The 15,314-nt window shown below is 58.1% G+C and carries 14 protein-coding genes and 1 pseudogene; 5 read left to right on the top strand and 10 right to left on the bottom strand.

Annotated elements, in window-relative coordinates; translation table 11 throughout:
* Nucleotides 1–506 precede the first annotated feature (506 nt).
* Together E5334_RS08815 and E5334_RS05935 are read right to left on the bottom strand one after the other, a co-directional pair.
* Nucleotides 507–641: a hypothetical protein gene (locus E5334_RS08815; protein WP_275438950.1), complete on the bottom strand. Its 135-nt coding sequence runs from the start codon at nucleotides 639–641 to the stop codon at nucleotides 507–509.
* The gene (locus E5334_RS05935) at nucleotides 617–1,990 is read right to left on the bottom strand and encodes a hypothetical protein (protein WP_275438951.1); all 1,374 of its coding nucleotides are present in this window, start codon (nucleotides 1,988–1,990) and stop codon (nucleotides 617–619) included. The genes E5334_RS08815 and E5334_RS05935 overlap by 25 nt, the downstream gene beginning before the upstream one ends.
* A gap of 110 nt (nucleotides 1,991–2,100) precedes the next feature.
* Between E5334_RS05935 and E5334_RS05940 the strand changes: the two genes are divergently transcribed.
* A complete protein-coding gene (locus tag E5334_RS05940) occupies nucleotides 2,101–2,640 on the top strand; it encodes a HEAT repeat domain-containing protein (protein WP_136012669.1) in 540 nt (179 codons plus the stop codon).
* A 12-nt stretch (nucleotides 2,641–2,652) separates the two neighbouring features.
* Here the strand turns inward: E5334_RS05940 and E5334_RS08915 are convergent.
* Both E5334_RS08915 and E5334_RS05950 read right to left on the bottom strand, forming a co-directional pair.
* A pseudogene (locus tag E5334_RS08915) lies at nucleotides 2,653–2,862 on the bottom strand (B3/B4 domain-containing protein); the annotation flags it as partial.
* A 66-nt stretch (nucleotides 2,863–2,928) separates the two neighbouring features.
* A complete protein-coding gene (locus E5334_RS05950) occupies nucleotides 2,929–3,216 on the bottom strand; it encodes a hypothetical protein (RefSeq protein ID WP_136012670.1) in 288 nt (95 codons plus the stop codon).
* A 269-nt stretch (nucleotides 3,217–3,485) separates the two neighbouring features.
* On the opposite strand from E5334_RS05950, the gene E5334_RS05955 reads away from it, so the two are divergent.
* Nucleotides 3,486–4,124, top strand: coding sequence for a DUF1287 domain-containing protein (locus E5334_RS05955; RefSeq protein WP_167604316.1), 639 nt, complete (start codon nucleotides 3,486–3,488; stop codon nucleotides 4,122–4,124).
* A 100-nt stretch (nucleotides 4,125–4,224) separates the two neighbouring features.
* On the opposite strand, the gene E5334_RS05960 is transcribed toward E5334_RS05955, so the two are convergent.
* A complete protein-coding gene (locus E5334_RS05960) occupies nucleotides 4,225–5,151 on the bottom strand; it encodes a zinc dependent phospholipase C family protein (RefSeq protein WP_136012672.1) in 927 nt (308 codons plus the stop codon).
* A gap of 352 nt (nucleotides 5,152–5,503) precedes the next feature.
* On the opposite strand from E5334_RS05960, the gene E5334_RS05965 reads away from it, so the two are divergent.
* The 3 genes from E5334_RS05965 (at nucleotide 5,504) to E5334_RS05975 (ending at nucleotide 8,146) form a co-directional block, all read left to right on the top strand.
* Nucleotides 5,504–6,730 carry an MFS transporter gene (locus tag E5334_RS05965; protein WP_136012759.1) on the top strand — a complete coding sequence of 409 codons (1,227 nt, stop codon included), beginning with the start codon at nucleotides 5,504–5,506 and terminating at the stop codon, nucleotides 6,728–6,730.
* Nucleotides 6,731–6,865: 135 nt separating this feature from the next.
* A complete protein-coding gene (locus E5334_RS05970) occupies nucleotides 6,866–7,438 on the top strand; it encodes a manganese efflux pump MntP (RefSeq protein WP_136012673.1) in 573 nt (190 codons plus the stop codon).
* A gap of 183 nt (nucleotides 7,439–7,621) precedes the next feature.
* The gene (locus E5334_RS05975; protein WP_167604317.1) at nucleotides 7,622–8,146 is read left to right on the top strand and encodes an HdeD family acid-resistance protein; all 525 of its coding nucleotides are present in this window, start codon (nucleotides 7,622–7,624) and stop codon (nucleotides 8,144–8,146) included.
* Between the two features lie 265 nt (nucleotides 8,147–8,411).
* Here the strand turns inward: E5334_RS05975 and E5334_RS05980 are convergent, their stop codons facing one another.
* The 5 genes from E5334_RS05980 to E5334_RS06000 all read right to left on the bottom strand — a co-directional run bounded on the left by E5334_RS05980 (nucleotide 8,412) and on the right by E5334_RS06000 (nucleotide 15,302).
* Nucleotides 8,412–9,974, bottom strand: a complete 1,563-nt coding sequence (locus E5334_RS05980) for an L-lactate permease (RefSeq protein WP_275438953.1) — start codon at nucleotides 9,972–9,974, stop codon at nucleotides 8,412–8,414.
* A gap of 222 nt (nucleotides 9,975–10,196) precedes the next feature.
* Nucleotides 10,197–11,012 carry an ABC transporter ATP-binding protein gene (locus E5334_RS05985; protein ID WP_338041725.1) on the bottom strand — a complete coding sequence of 272 codons (816 nt, stop codon included), beginning with the start codon at nucleotides 11,010–11,012 and terminating at the stop codon, nucleotides 10,197–10,199.
* Nucleotides 11,012–11,932: an ABC transporter permease gene (locus E5334_RS05990; protein ID WP_136012675.1), complete on the bottom strand. Its 921-nt coding sequence runs from the start codon at nucleotides 11,930–11,932 to the stop codon at nucleotides 11,012–11,014. The genes E5334_RS05985 and E5334_RS05990 overlap by 1 nt, the downstream gene beginning before the upstream one ends.
* 96 nt (nucleotides 11,933–12,028) lie before the next feature.
* Complete coding sequence (locus tag E5334_RS05995) at nucleotides 12,029–13,015, bottom strand: ABC transporter substrate-binding protein (protein ID WP_136012676.1); 987 nt, start codon at nucleotides 13,013–13,015, stop codon at nucleotides 12,029–12,031.
* A gap of 199 nt (nucleotides 13,016–13,214) precedes the next feature.
* Nucleotides 13,215–15,302: a glutamine synthetase III family protein gene (locus E5334_RS06000; protein WP_136012677.1), complete on the bottom strand. Its 2,088-nt coding sequence runs from the start codon at nucleotides 15,300–15,302 to the stop codon at nucleotides 13,215–13,217.
* Nucleotides 15,303–15,314 lie beyond the last annotated feature (12 nt).

The following is a 15,314-nucleotide window of genomic DNA, read 5'->3' on the forward strand; positions in this document are numbered from 1 at the left end:
CGCAACGTCTCTATGAGTCGTTCGCTTAGGTCGATAACAGTGCTTAGCTCACGCACAACGCTTCTGTGCTTGTGACTCTTCAGAATTATTTGCCGCCATCCCTGGCTGCTGACCTGGCCGTGCGCTACCAACCTCGGGTTGTCCGCAGCCCGGCCGCCCACGCGAAGGGTGTGCGCCGCTGGCCGGGATGTCCGCACACGTCCAGTCCATCAGCCAGCGCGGGCGGCAAAGGCACACCACGGGCGTCACTCCGACAGTCACCGCAAGCCACCAGCGGCCTCTCCCACGTCCCGCACCCGTCACCACTGCAGCTCCACAGGAGGCCGCTACAGGGCCGTGACAGCCCCGCTCGAAACCCAAACCGCACCTGCTCCACCAGAAACCGAAAACGGGCTCCTGACAACCTCACATGCGGCCGTATCCGGCTCGCGACACCCGGCTCGAAACCAAATTGTCAACCTGCGACGAAACCCCACCAGAAACCTGTCCCAGCGACCCGAGAGCGCCTACGAAGACCCTTTGTCGCCGACGGTACCGCTAGCTCCAATCTCGGCAGCGAGCTTTCGGGCGGTAGCCTCGTCCTCGCCATACCACTTGGTGCGATACTCCCAGGCGTTCATGGTAACGCCCACCTCTGCCATGTCCTGCGCCTTCTCGGCCGCCACGTCCTAGATGATGGAGTCGTCGAACATGACGCACATCGTGCCCTCGTCAGGGATGCTCTCCCCAAAGCCGCGTGAGACACCCATGACAGCCCTAGCGATGCCCGTAATAGCCCCTCGAGCGCGTTCTCATGCCTTCGGATATTGCGCATCAGGGCGGAGTTGTCAGAGGAGACCTCGGTCGCCGTGCGGACATATCCATGAGACTCGTCGAAGTCGAAGTAGCCGATGCCGAAATCCGTCAAATCGCCGAGCATCTGCAGGGCGATTCGGAAAGCCTCTGACTGTGAGGCCGTGCGCAGCGCCGGCGCGAACTCCTGAATCGTGTCTTCGGTCGACATGACCTTGCGGAATACGGTGCAATCCTGCTTGTCGAACGGTATGGAGATGGCCTTGTCCCCAGTCTTCTCACGGTCGAACAGCACGTCTGAGAGGAACACGCGCATCTTGCTCACGTCGACCTCGTTGGTGAGGGCGTCGAAGGTGAGGTCCACCGCTTGTACCGCATCCACCGCATCCGCGAACACCGATTGCCCGTACGGCGACATGTCCACGCGCGTGTTCGTCATCGCTGGCTTCACGATACCGAAGGTGGGGAAAGCACAGCCCGTGTCGAAGAATGGCGCGACGCCCACGGGCGCGAGCTCGTTCCCCTCATGGTCGAAGCACACGGTTACGATCCGATAGGTCTCCTCGTCGTTCATGGCGAGAAGACCGTCTGGGTGTTCAGGCGAAGATTTGGAAGGTGAGGAAGAGCCTGCCGAGAAACCCGTGTCACCCTTGAGGTGCATCTGCAGCTGGTCGACGGTCTTACCGCGATAGAACGCCCGAGTGACGAAGGCGCACTCGGTCACTCCGTCCTCGTCCCACGTGAGCGGTATCACCATCCTAGCGTCGTAATGCCGGATGCGAACCTTCTTCCTGTCGAGGTTCACCCACAGCGCCCAGGCACCAGTCCCAAGCCCGAACGCCCTTACCACGGTTGCTTGCGCCTGTGCCATGAAGTTCGTAGAGGAGAAGAACGACCCGATCCAGTCGGTCGCCTTCTGGTCGTCGCAGACAACCTTGACATCCTCGTTGAGAAGAAGAGAGCCCCATTCTTTGCATATGCGCATTGCCGGATGAATGCTACGCCGATGCACCTCGTACACACGCCCAAGTCCGTCGCGGTCGTGATAGTCATAAAAATCCCCGCGAGCCCCCATCCAGTCGTCCCAGCTGCGAATCCAAGGCTCCATGTCGTCCAGGGGAAGAATAAACCCGAGCCCCCGCAGGTACTCCTTCACGTGCTCGGGCACCCAATACTCATCCAAGCTGTTGACGCTCATGCGGACACCTCCGTAAACAACGCTGATGTTCACGGTGAAGTTTCCGACATCGTCACAACCTCGCCCGTGCCTTAAAATGCCAAAAAGAACGAGGCGAAGGGGAAACGGTCTTGGGGGAAACGGAACTCTACAGAGAGCTTGGCCAGCTGTCCAAAGACAAGAGCAGGTGGGGAGAGAAGACCCCGTACGTCTCGTCGCTCCTTTCCCATGATTCGGTGAAGATAAGGGCGAAGGCGCTCTGGCTTCTCGGTGAAATGGGCTTCGCGCATCCCGAATCCGTTCATGACACCATTCCCGCGATAGCCGCATTCATCAGCAACCCGGAACCTCTCCTGCGCGAACGCGCGGCGAACGCCCTGGGCAGAATCGGCCGCGCCGACTTCAGTGCCATCGAGTCATATTTCGAAGACCTGTTCCGCTTCGCCGACGATGAGAATGCGAAGTTAAGGCTCGCTGTTCTTGTACGGGCTTCCTCATCCGCACAATCAACACGAACATCAACGTCCCAATGGGATAACTGGATGGTCTTTGGTGGCGATATCACGGGAGACAATATTGGCATCCAGATAGCGCTCTGCCAGATCGCAGAATTCATGGAAAGCCTGCTCGAGTTCTTTAGCACGAGCAGGATCAAGGTTCTCAATAGATAGGGTGGAGGCCCGAGTATTGCTCTGAACCGTGGTGCGTATAGTGTCTCGCCAGTTCCAGCAGCGACTCACGGCACCCTTGTCGTCCCAATAACAGACCTCTCCAGGCAGAGTGGGATCATTCTTATCTGATCCGATGCCTATATATTCTTTACCGCCTTCTAAATCGACGCCCAGGTGCAGATCACCCTCAATGGCGTCAATAACTTCTGCGCCTACGGGCATGGTGTACTTGATGCCGATGGTGTTAGAGGTGTCTACTAGAGGCTCGATAGAGGGGGCCGGGTTTCCTTAGATTGCGCGTTTGATAAGGTTTTCCACAGTGCTTCGGGCACCTTTTTTGCGCTTAAACTTGCTAAAGGCTTGCCTCCAGATGGTAATCTCAGAAATTGTGGCAAATATCTCATCTTGATAGCGGTTCTTTGCCAAGGCATTGGTCTCTTCAAGGAGCGCGGCAATCTTCGCAGCATCTTCAGGGGACACTTCTGAGGCAGTTTTCATGTCGCAGCCCGCCGCAAAGGCTATTTGTGCAGTGGGGTAAAGCTGCCAAAAAGAATCTTCAACTACAAGACGTTTCATTATTAATCCCTGATCTCTACTGTTCCAATAAGCTCTAAATCGCCTAACTCTAGAGACCATTGTGTCTCTATAAAAGATCCATTGGGCGTCTTGTTACGATGAAAACGAAGTTTGGTAAGGAGGGTTCAGGTCTATGAGAGATAGTTAAAAGATCAAGCACAATGTAACCTTAGCAGGAGGCGTGCAAGCATTAGCCAAACTTTTGCATGTAGGAAATCGAGGTAGCCATGAGGGAGACCCAAAACACCTATAAAAGGCGAGCGCTTGTGGTGGCAGTTGTCACTGCATACGTGCTTGTGATCGCAGTTTGGTTGTTTTGGCCCCTGATGTTTGGCCCAGATCCTAGTCCGGTCTCAGGCATGCCAGAGTCGGAGTTCATAGACATCTCTGCAAAGATCCTCGACCATGACGGCGATGGCATTCTTGATCCGCGGGACATTGTGGTTTCGGCTCGTGCGTATACTGCTACGCGACCTCGGTATGGCAGCGCCTACTATGAAGGCGGAGTGCCTACCGATGGTCGAGGTGTATGCACCGATCTTCTAGCAGCTGCACTAAAAGGGGCGGGATGGGATCTGCAAGCTCTGGTAGATGAGGACATTAAAGCCGATCCAGAGGCTTATGAAGTAGATGTGCCAGATCCCAATATCGACTATCGTCGGGTGCGCAATGTGGCGGTGTACCTTGAGCGGCATACCACTTCGCTATCGCTGGATCTTCATGATGCGGCCGCCTGGCGTGCAGGTGACATAGCGGTATTCAGGGATCATGTGGCCGTGGTCTCTGACGTAAGGCGTCCAGATGGAGTGCCGTATCTCATCCACCACGAAGGTCCTCTCCAAAGAGCTTTTGAAGAAGACATCCTTACTGCACGTTCTGACTTGGTAGGCCATTACAGGATGCAGTGATTAGACGAGGGCCCCGTACATATCCCAATAAGGAATGTGCGGGGCCCCTTTGGTTGCACGATCTTCTGGGCAAGGAAATGAGTGGGGGAGAGCTGAAGGATCAGTAGGTCTCTCCGCTGTAGTTGAGGCGGTCGATGGCGGCTTCCATGTCGTCGCCGCCCTTGACGAAGGCCTGGGCGAGGACGCCGTAGTCGGTGACGGCCAGGTTGAAGAGGTCCAGGAAGCTCGCGGTGGATTCCTTGCCGGTGGCAGGACTCTTCCAAGGCAGGTGGCCGGGGTTGGCCAGGGGGCAGTCGTCTGTCTGGAGCACCTCGTGGGCCATGGCTTGGATTTGTGAGGTGGTGCCACGCAGAGACTCCTCAATGACGGCGAGGACTTCGCCCTTGGGGGAGCCGGCGGGCTCGATGAGCTTGTAGACCGTCTGCATGTCGTTGACGCAGGCGCCGTAGGCCTCAACAGGCAAAGAGATGCCGTAGATCTGCCAGGCGATCTGGGAGAAGAGGGCGCCGGCGACGCGGTCGATGCGCGGGGTGCGGCAGAGCTCGTAGGCGGGAGGGCAGTCGAGGACGGTGGAGTGGCGTTCGCGCCAGAGGAGCCAGGAGTCCAGGCGGCCCTCTATGATGGCGTGGACCTGGCTGTCAAGGCCGTCAAGCTCGCCGTTGGATTGGGCGATGATCTCTATTTGCTCGGCGAAGATGAAGGGATGCGTGGTGCGGTCGAGCGTGTAATGGCCCAGCATGCCTAGGGCAAAGGCGCGGCCTACCTTTTGGTCTGGCAAAGGCAGGCGGCCTACAGAGTCGCGCAGGGAGTTGAAGGCCAGCGCCACACGCTCGCAATGCATGCGCTTGGCCAGCTCGTGACAGGCAGAGAGGTCTTGAGGCAGGCCGCGAAAGCGGAAGAAGAAGGGGTCGGGCCCCTGGTTTCCCAGCAGAAAGGCCAGGAGCTGCTCTTGATCTTCGATAATGGAATCGGGGAGCTCAGAGACGCATTTCTCCCCAAACAAATGGTGGGTGATGAGAGCGGGCATAGCTGACTCCTTTTTAGAAGAAGACCCGTTGAACATAAAGGTTCAACTGTCACATTAGATAGACGAGCACCGATGGCGAGGGTTTCTCGGTGAGATAAAAGTGTAGCGCACAACAGCAGGTACCTACCCCTTTCATCCATGTAAGAAATAAAGGACAACTTTTTAAGAATGTGTGGTCATGGGGGAATTAAGTGATGGTTCACAGATAGAACAAATATGGGTGCCTTGGTGCTCTAAGGTTATCGTCAGCAATCTTACGAAGCATCATTTACCTTGATGTTCGCTATCCTCCTCGAAAGGAGACCGCGTGAAGCTCATCGGCGGCCATACCCGGCAAGAACGCGATTGGATCATGTACGACGTGGGAAACTCGGCCTTGGTCCTGCTGAGCACCACGGTGACGCCCATCTATTTCAACGCGCTGGCAGCAGAGACCACCGATGCCGCAGGGCTTGTGGCTCAGTGGGGCATGGCTCAGACCGTCGCTTCGCTCATCGTGGCGCTGCTCATGCCCATCCTGGGGTCGTTGGCAGACTTCAAGGGCAACAAGATCAAGTTCTTCTTGGGGTTCTTCCTCACCGGTTTGGTAGCTTGCTTCGCTCAGGCATTGCCGGTGTCGGCGGCGGTGTTTCTCGGCATCTATGTAGTGGCCACCGTCGGCCTTAACTCGTCGATGACCTTCTATGACGCCATGCTCATCGACGTCACCGATGACGCGCGGATGGACGACGTGTCCTCGGCAGGTTTTGCATGGGGCTACATTGGCTCCACCATCCCCTTCATCGCCTGCATCGCGCTGATCTTTGGGGGCCCGGCGCTTTTGGGGCTCCCCACGGGCCTTTGCGCTCAGATCGCCTTCGTGATCACGGGCATCTGGTGGCTGGCGTTCACTGTCCCCTTGGTGCGCTCCTACAAGCAGAAGTACTACAAGGAGTCCCATGACGTCCGTGCCGAGGTGGCTGCCACCTTTGCCAACCTGGGCCGCACGTTGAAAGACATCGCCCGCGACAAGCGCCTGTTCCTCTTTTTGGTGGCGTTCTTCTTCTACATCGACGGCGTGCACACCGTCATCTCCATGGCCACCAGTTATGGCAGCGCCCTGGGTATCGACAACACGCACCTCATCATGGCGTTGCTGGTGACGCAGTTTGTGGCGTTTCCCTCGGCCATCATCTACGGCAAGCTGGCCGACCGCTTTGGCACCCTCACCATGATCATCGTGGCCGTGGTGGCCTATTGCGGCATTGTGCTCTTTGCGGCTGCAGCTCTTCGCACCGCTACCGAGTTTTGGATCCTGGCCATTTTGGTGGGCCTCTTCCAGGGCGGGATCCAGGCGCTTTCTCGCTCCTATTTTGGAAAGATCATCCCCAAAGACCGCTCAAACGAGTATTTTGGCTTCTACGACATTTTTGGTCGCTATGCCAGCGTAATGGGAACCCTGTTGGTGTCGGTCATCACCACGATGACGGGCAATGCCAACTTGGGTGTGCTTTCCATCGGCATCTTGCTGGTAGTGGGCCTGGTGATGCTTCTCATCATGCCTAAGGGTGAGCCAGAGCATCCAGTGGCCGCTGCTTAAATCAAGCAGCCGTCGCTTTCATAGGCTTGAGCTGGGGCGCAACCTGCCTGGCACGTGAAGGTGTCCGGGGCGGGTTGCGCTTTGGCGTGGCATGGGGCATCTTAGGAGGACTTTGGTAGTGAGCAGGGAGAATGCATGAATGTGTCGGCCATGCTGGTATTGGGCATCGCGCTTGCTATGGATGCCTTTGCAGTGACCATCTCCAACTCCATCGCTTTTGCAAGCGAGCCCAGGCGGCGCCTCGTTATGATGCCCGTGCTCTTTGGCCTCTTCCAGGGGCTCATGCCATTGCTGGGCTACTTCTTGGGCGGCGTCTGCGGCGATCTCATCGAGACCTACTCGGGCATTGTGGCCCTTATCATCCTTGGCATCATCGGCGGTAACATGGTGCGCGAAGGGGTTGCAGCGCTCAGAGTGGGCGAGCCTGAGGAGTCGAAGCCTGCCAGCGAGCACTTAAGCGTGACCCAGCTGCTCTTCGAGGCAGTGGCTACCGCCATCGACGCGTTTGCAGTGGGCGTGTCGCTGCGTGCCATGGGTGCCAACATCTGGATCTCCTCGTTGGTCATTGCCCTCTCTACCTTTGGCGTGTGCATTGTCGGACTTGCGCTGGGCAAGCGCGTAGGCTCTGCCATGGGCGACAAGGCCGAGATCCTAGGTGGAATCGTGCTTATTTGCATTGGCCTTAAAGCCTGCGTTTTCCCGGGCTAGAGGGGATCGAATTTAAGGACGGCTCGCAGAATAGGCGGCAGGGTTTATCGGCAAGGACTTTGAGCAGCGCGAAAAGGGCATTTGGATACCACTGGTACCTCAGTCGTGAATTATGGGTATTGATGTATGTCCCTAATGGGCACAAGTGAAGACATCAATGGCTTTATTCCATGGGAGGTAACCATGAATCAGTCGCTTTTCAAGCGCACTAAAGCGTCCATCATTATTTTGGGCGTGGCTCTCACCCTGTTGGGCATGGGCTTCTTTATTGCTCCGGCCGCCTCGGCTCTCTTCCTCGTCTACGTATGTGGGTGGGCGTTCATCTTCGCCGGCATCGGCACCATTGTGGGCTATTTCCGTCATGACCCTGCCGATCGCGGCGCTGCCAACATCGTCCTTGCCGTGGTCGAGATCGTGTTGGGAATCTTCATCATGGTTTGGCCCGGCTGGTCCATGATGTACCTGGTCATCCTTCTGGGCTGCGTCATCTTCATGACCGGCGTGTGGGATATCTTCGACGCCTTCAGCATCCGTCACATCGAGGGTTCTCGCTGGGGCCTCTGGCTGGTGCTTGGCATCCTTACCGTCTTTTGCGGCATCCTCACCTTCATCACCCCGTTCTCCATGGCCGAGGCCATCATGCTCGTCGGCGGCATCTGCCTGATCTTCGACGGCGTCACCGAGATCTGCCTGGGCATCGCCCTTTAACCCTTTTTGCCGAGAAACCGTTGCCCCTCCAATCGGCAAGTTCTGAGCGGCAGGCATAAAGAACGGCAGGCTCCCTGTCAATGCAAAAGCGCCGGAGCTCCTCTAAGAAACGAGGAGCTCCGGCGCTTTTGTGATGCAATTGCCCAGGGAAGCTAGGTATACGTTAGAAGTCTTGGGGCACGGTATTCTCGGCAGCAAAAAGCCCCAGCGAAGTGGGCGATGACGTAGGCGCTGGGGCTTGCAAGCAAGGGTATCTGTGGAGCCGCTAGGCAGCAGGGAACAGGAACGATCCCAGATAGCACCAGACCATCATGAGCACCACGTAGAGGACGAAGTAGGGAAGGATGCGGGAGAAGATAGTGGAGTCTTCCCCGTTGCAGTCGCAGGCGGCAGAACCGATGGCGATGGATTGCGGGGCGAGCATCTTGCCGGCAGACACGCCCACGGAGTTGGCGGCAGCCAGCCAATAGGGGTTCGCGCCAATGGCTTGGGCGGCTTCCAGCTGCACGTTGCCAAAGAGGGTTGAGGAGCTTGTGCCGGAGCCGGTGACAAAGGTGCCCAGGGCGCCCAGCACAGGGGCGATGAGCGGATAGAGGCCACCCAGCGTGCCCACAAAGAAGGCGGATATGGCGCTGGTCATGCCAGAATAGCCCATGAGCTTTGCCACTGCCAGCACAGAGAGCATAGTGATCACGGTCTTGCTCATCTGCTTTGCGGTGGCGCCAAGGACGCCCATCATGTCTTTGAAACTCACTTTTTGAATCAAGCCGCCTGCAATGCCGCAAAAGAAGATGAGGACGCCAGGAGTGTTGAGCCACTTGAAGGTGAGAGTGGCTTCTGGATCGCCTGCATAAATGTTCACGGTGGAAGAGAGCGAGCTCAAAGGCACCGAGATCCCCGGGAAGAGCGGCGAGGTAAGCAACAGCACCACAAAGATCAGCACAAAGGGAGACCAGGCGATAAGGGCGCTGGTGGCATCGATTGGCTCGCCATCGTCTCCCTGGGGGAGTGCGTCGATAGCGTATTCCTGGGGCACAGGCTTCTTCTTTTGGGAGAGCGCATAGCCAATGGTGCAGATAAGGGCGGCCACCGCACCCACCACTACCGCTAAGTCGGCGCCGATGAAAGAGGCGGTGACAAACTCGGCGCCTAAAAAGGAGAGGGAGGTCACCAGCAGCAGAGGCACCATTCCCTTGAGAGCCTTGGGACCGCCACCGGCCACGATGCATACCAGGAAGGGGGTGAGGATCACAAAGGGTGCCACCTGGATCACCTGGACTTGGGAGAGTTGAATCACATCGAGCCCGGTGATGGAAGCCAAGGTATTGGTGGGAATGCCAATAGAGCCAAACATAGTAGGCACGCCATTGGAAAGCAGACAGGCTAAAATGGCGGTGACAGGATTGAGTCCCAGCGCCACCAGCATGGATGCAGGAATAGCCACTGCCGAGCCAAAGCCGGCCATGCCCTCCAAAAAGCCGCCAAAGCACCAGGCGATAAGAATCACCAACACACGCTGGTCAGAAGACACGCCCATGAGTTGGGCCTTGATGATTTCCATGGCTCCCGAATGCACAGTGAGGTTGTAGACCCACACCGCCGCAATGATGACGATGGAAATGGGCCAGAGGGCCATGGCAAAGCCTTCGGCAGTAGCGGTGGCCGCATTGACCACCGGCATGTGCCAGATGAAGAGCGCTTCTATAAGGGTCACGGCCAACGCGCTCAAGGCTGCGGCATAGGCTTCCCATTTAAGGGCAGTAAGTGCCACTATGAGCACGATGATGGGCAGAAGCGCCAGAAGGAACATTCCAAAAATCGTAACCATCTCCCAAGGTAGGTGCGAAGCTCAAAAAAGCACTCCAATGACAGCAAGCCATTGGAGTGCTTGTGATGATGATTCGCGCTGCTCGCCTAAGGAATTGTAGTACGCCAAAGCCTACGCCAAGTCCTCGCGGAACCCTTAAGCTCTCATATACTTGATGGAATAGCTGCGGGAATTCATCGAGGGCCGGCTTTAGGGATGGGTACTATAGGTCCTCAAGGCGAACTAGCCCAGAAGCATGCGGTCGTTGTCCAAGGCGCTGCCGGACTCCTCTTCGAACTTCTTGAGCAGGTCCTCCACAGTGAGGGCGTCCTTCTCGGCACCTCTGACGTCGTAGATGATCTTGCCTTCCCACATCATGATGAGACGGTTGCCCATGGAGAGGGCGTCGGACATGTTGTGGGTCACCATGAAGGTGGTGAGCTGCTCGGAGTCCACGATGGTGCGGATAAGCCCTAACACCTTGGTGGCGGTGGAGGGGTCCAAAGCGGCGGTGGGCTCGTCCAAGAGCAGCAGATCGGGCTTTTGGAGGGTTGCCATGAGCAGGGTCAACGCCTGGCGTTGGCCTCCCGACAAGAGCCCCGCCTTGTCGCTGAGACGGTTCTCCAGTCCCAAGCCTAAACCGGCGAGGCGTTCTTGGAAGAGGGCGCGCTCGCTTTTGGTGACGCCCCAGGCCAGGGTGCGGCGCTTGCCACGGCGGTAGGCCATGGCCAGGTTCTCGGCGATCTGCATGTCGGCTGCGGTGCCGCGCATGGGGTCTTGGAAGACGCGGCCCAGGTACTTGGCTCGTTGGGGCTCTGAGAGCAAGGTGACGTCTTGGCCATCCAGGGTGATGGTGCCGCCGTCAGGCAAGAACATGCCGGCGATGATATTGAGGAGCGTGGACTTGCCGGCGCCGTTGCCGCCGATGATGGTGATGAAGTCGCCACGATCCACGGTGAGGTCGCATTTGTGGAGGGCGCGTTTCTCGGTCACCGTATGGCGGTTGAAGGTCTTGGAGACGTTCTTGAGCTGAAGCATGGGTTGGTTTTGAGCGGTCATTAGTCATCCACCCCTTCCCGCTGGTAGGAGCTGCGCTGCTTGACCCGGCCAGCCAGATAAGGGATTCCCAGGGCGATGACCACGATAAGGGCGGTGAGCAGCTTCATGTCGTTGGCGTCCAGGCCAAGCTGGAGCACGATGGCGCGAATGAGGAAATAGGCAGCAGAACCCACTACAGCCGCGATGAGACGGCTGCCAAAGGAGCGCAGCTTGCCAGGGGTCAGACGCCCCAGGGCTTCGCCTATGACAATGGCGGCAAGGCCAATGACGATGGCGCCGGTGCCCATACCTACGTCGGCGTACTTTTGGCTCTGGCACACCAGCGCGCCAGACATGGAGACCAGGCCGTTGGAGAGCATGAGGGCCAAAAGGATGGTGAAGCGAGTGTCCACGCCGAGGGCTTTTGCCATGTCGGGATTGTCGCCGGTCGCACGCAGCGAGCTGCCAATCTCGGTGCCAAAGAACCAGTAGAGAAGGCCTACCAGAGCGGCGGCGATGGCCACAGCCACCAGGAGCACCACCACGTCGCGGGGAAGGCCGGTGAGGTCTGCCACATCGCTATAGATTGTGCGGGTGTTGAGCAGGGGAGTGTTGGACTTGCCCATGATGCGCAGGTTCACAGACCACAGGCCAATCATGGTGAGAATGCCCGCCAGGATAGCTGGGATGTTGAGCAGCGCATGCATGAGGCCAGTGCAGCCACCGGCTACGGCGCCTGCCAAAAAGGCCAAAAGCACAGCCAGCCAGGGATCCATGCCGCCGGTCACCATGGCTGTTGCCGCGACGCAGCCGCCTAGGGCGAAGGTGCCGTCCACAGAGAGGTCAGCGATGTTTAACAACTTATAGGTGATATAGACACCCAACACCATTACGCCCCAGAGGACGCCCTGGTTGATGGCGCTGAAAAGAGCGGCGGCCATAGAGCCCCTTTCATGGTAAATGAGCGCCTTGACGCAAGAGGTCAAGACGCCCAAAACTACGGTCAAAATGAAACGCGCACTTGGGCCTTAAGGCCTTTAGCTCTGAAGGCCAGAGACGTCGATGCACAGGGTCTTGGCGGTCTCCTCATTCACGACCAGCTTGAGATCGTCGCCGGAGAGGTACTCGATGGGCATGTCGGCCGGCTTGGCTTCGCCCTTGAGGATCTTCACTGCCATCTCGCCGGCACGGTAACCCAGGTCGTAGTAGTTGAGGCTGTAGGTAGCAAGACCGCCGCCGGTCACCATGTTCTCCTCGCCGCAGATCACCGGCAGGTTGTTCTCGTTGGCTACCATGGAGACGGTGGCGATGCCTGCGGCAATGACGTTGTCGGTGGGAGCGTAGACGGCGTCCACCTTGCCGGCCATGGACTCTACTACCTGCTGGATCTCGTTGGAGCTGGAGACGGTGTAGCGCTCGGTGGCCAGGCCGGCCTTCTTGCAGGCCTCCTCTGCCATGCGAGCCTGGATCTCGGAGTTAGCCTCAGCAGAGCAGAAGAGGATACCCACGGTCTTGGCATCAGGGACCAGCTGTTTGAGCAGGTCGATCTGCTCGTCTACGGGATTGAGGTCGCTGGAGCCGGTGAGGTTGCCGCCGGGGGCATCGTTGGACTCTACCAGGCCGGCCTCGGCGAAGTCGGTGATGGCTGTGCCCACAATGGGGATATCGGTGGTGGAGCCGGCCACTGCCTGGGCAGCGGGGGTGGCGATGGCCAGGATGAGGTCGTCATGATCGTTTACCAGCTTGGAAGCGATGGTCTGGCAGGCAGACTGGTCGCCCTGAGCATTTTGCTGGTCGATGGTGTAGTCCAAGCCAGAGTCGTTCAGCGCGGCCACAAAGCCCTCGTTGGCAGCGTCCAGTGCCGGGTGCTCGGTAAGCTGGATAACACCAATCTTGTAAGAGCCGCTATGGGCTTGAGAAGCCTCTGCTTCAGGAGTGGCGGCAGGCTGCGAGCCGCAGGCACCCAAGGTGAGTGCCAAGACGCAAGCCACCAAGGTGGCGCCAAGGGTCTTGATGGGTTTCATAGGTCCCCCTAATGGTGTGTCCCTCGGGGAGGGAGCGTATACATATTCAGCTTTTTTACAGCACCCACAAGTGGTTATCGCCAACATTGGTACATCTGTCACGGCGCCTTAATAAAAGAAAATTAAGGGATAAATGAAAAAGCCCCTTCATTGGCCTTGGTACATAGACCGATGAAGGGGCTACAGGATGCAAGCAACCTTAGACGTAGAAGAGCATGCGGTTGTAGCTGGGGAAGGGCCAATATTCATGACCTACCACTTGCTCCATGGCGTCCACAGGAGCGCGCAGGGCTTCCATGGCAGGAATCACCACGTCGCGATAGGCGTCGTCCAGAAGGCCGGGATCCTCGATGGCCTGAGCCTCCTTGTTTTTGACCTCCAGGCTGTCGGCCAGCTGGGTGATGAGGGTGATGCCATCGGTAAGCTCAGCCAAAAGCCCGCGCTCTGCCGGGGACTGGATTCCAATGGCTTCCTTGGTAGCCACCGTCTGAGCCAGGTCGCCGGAGTAGTCATAGAGGGCGGGCAGGTAGTAGTGGCGCACCATGTAGACCATGGTGTTTGCCTCGATGTTCAAGAGCTTGGCATACTGCTCGGCCTTGGCAACATAGCGGGCCGTGGACTCTGCCTCGTCGAGCACGCCGTACTTGCTAAAGAAAGCCAGGTTTTCAGGCTTGGTGATGGCAGGCAGGGCGTCTGCAGTGGTACGCAGGTTGAGGAGGCCGCGTTTCTCGGCTTCTTTGGGCCATTCCTCAGAGTAGCCGTTGCCGTTGAAGATGATGCGCTGGTGAGCGGTGAGGGTGTCTTTGATCCAGGCCAAGGCGCTGCTGGCAAACTCCTCCTCAGGCACTTGCTCCATGAGGGTGGCAAACTCATCGAGCATCTCGGCCACGGCGGTATTGAGCACCATGTTGGGGTCGGAGAGGTTTTGCTGGGAGCCGCACATGCGGAACTCGAACTTGTTGCCGGTGAAGGCGAAGGGGGAGGTGCGGTTGCGGTCGGTGGTGTCGAGCACCACGTCTGCCAGCTGCGGCACACCAACATCAAAGATCTCATGGCCGTGGCTCGTATAGGACTCGCCGTTGATAAGGGCGTTCACCACGCCGGCCAGATCGTCGCCTAGGAAGATGGAGATGATGGCGGGAGGAGCCTCGTTGGCGCCCAGACGGTGGTCGTTGCCCGCAGAAGCCACCGAGCAGCGCATGAGGTCCTGGTGCTTGTCCACCGCAGCGATGACAGCGGTCAAAAAGACCAGGAACTGGAGGTTCTCCTCAGGGGTGTCCGAGGGGTCCAGCAGGTTTTTGCCGTCTGCGGCGATGGACCAGTTGTCATGCTTGCCAGAGCCGTTCACGTAGTCAAAGGGCTTCTCGTGCTGTAGGCAGGTGAGGCCGTGGTGGCTGGCGATGACCTTCATCTTCTCCATGGTGAGCAGGTTGTGGTCGATGGCCATGGAGGCGCGCTCGAACACCGGCGCCAGCTCATGTTGGCAGGGAGCCACCTCGTTGTGCTTGGTGGTTGCAGGGATGCCCAGCTTCCAGAGCTCGTCATCCAGCTCTTTCATGTATTCATTGACCGTGGGGCGGATGGCGCCAAAGTAATGCTCCTCGAGCTCCTGGCCCTTCACCGGCTCGCAGCCAAAGAGCGTGCGGCCGCACATGATGAGGTCGGGACGAGAGGCGAAGTCATTCTCCTGAATGAGGAAGTACTCCTGCTCAGGGCCTACGGTGCACTCGACGGACTTGGGGCGCTTGCCAAAGAGCGCCAACACACGCTTGGCTTGGTCGTTCAAGGCCACCGTGGAGCGCAGGAAGGGGGTCTTTTTATCCAGGGCCTCACCTGTGTAGGCGATAAAGGCGGTGGGAATGCACAGAACCTCGTCTTTGATGAATGCGGGGCTTGTGGGGTCCCAGGCGGTGTAGCCGCGAGCCTCGAAGGTGGCGCGAAGACCGCCGTTGGGGAAGCTGGAGGCATCAGGCTCGCCCTGGACCAGCTCTTTGCCCGAGAAGGTCATGAGCGCAGTGCCGTCTTTTTGGGGCGCCAGGAAGGAGTCGTGTTTCTCGGAGGTGATGCCCGTAAGGGGTTGGAACCAGTGGGCATAGTGGGTGGCGCCCTGCTCCAAAGCCCACTCTTTCATGGCATGGGCCACCTCGTTGGCGATGTCCAGATCGAGGCGGCGGCCCTCTTTGATTACCTTCTCCAGTTCTTTATACGTAGGCCTGGGCAAACGCTCGCGCATGACGGCGTCGTTAAACACCAAGGTCCCGTACTCTTGACTCACCTTAGATGCCATGGGATTCCCTCA

The sequence above is a fragment of the Muricaecibacterium torontonense genome, assembly GCF_004793925.1.
Lineage (GTDB): Bacteria > Actinomycetota > Coriobacteriia > Coriobacteriales > Atopobiaceae > Leptogranulimonas > Leptogranulimonas caecicola.

What these genes read in the sequence shown, in the direction of transcription:
- E5334_RS05935 (WP_275438951.1), bottom strand. Translation starts at nt 1,990, where the DNA reads ATGAGCGTCAACAGCTTGGATGAGTATTGGGTGCCCGAGCACGTGAAG.
- E5334_RS05960 (WP_136012672.1), bottom strand. Translation starts at nt 5,151, where the DNA reads ATGCCCGCTCTCATCACCCACCATTTGTTTGGGGAGAAATGCGTCTCT.
- E5334_RS05970 (WP_136012673.1), top strand. Translation starts at nt 6,866, where the DNA reads ATGAATGTGTCGGCCATGCTGGTATTGGGCATCGCGCTTGCTATGGAT.
- E5334_RS06000 (WP_136012677.1), bottom strand. Translation starts at nt 15,302, where the DNA reads ATGGCATCTAAGGTGAGTCAAGAGTACGGGACCTTGGTGTTTAACGAC.
- E5334_RS05965 (WP_136012759.1), top strand. Translation starts at nt 5,504, where the DNA reads ATGTACGACGTGGGAAACTCGGCCTTGGTCCTGCTGAGCACCACGGTG.
- E5334_RS05950 (WP_136012670.1), bottom strand. Translation starts at nt 3,216, where the DNA reads ATGAAACGTCTTGTAGTTGAAGATTCTTTTTGGCAGCTTTACCCCACT.
- E5334_RS08815 (WP_275438950.1), bottom strand. Translation starts at nt 641, where the DNA reads ATGGCAGAGGTGGGCGTTACCATGAACGCCTGGGAGTATCGCACCAAG.
- E5334_RS05980 (WP_275438953.1), bottom strand. Translation starts at nt 9,974, where the DNA reads ATGGTTACGATTTTTGGAATGTTCCTTCTGGCGCTTCTGCCCATCATC.
- E5334_RS05990 (WP_136012675.1), bottom strand. Translation starts at nt 11,932, where the DNA reads ATGGCCGCCGCTCTTTTCAGCGCCATCAACCAGGGCGTCCTCTGGGGC.
- E5334_RS05975 (WP_167604317.1), top strand. Translation starts at nt 7,622, where the DNA reads ATGAATCAGTCGCTTTTCAAGCGCACTAAAGCGTCCATCATTATTTTG.
- E5334_RS05985 (WP_338041725.1), bottom strand. Translation starts at nt 11,012, where the DNA reads ATGACCGCTCAAAACCAACCCATGCTTCAGCTCAAGAACGTCTCCAAG.
- E5334_RS05995 (WP_136012676.1), bottom strand. Translation starts at nt 13,015, where the DNA reads ATGAAACCCATCAAGACCCTTGGCGCCACCTTGGTGGCTTGCGTCTTG.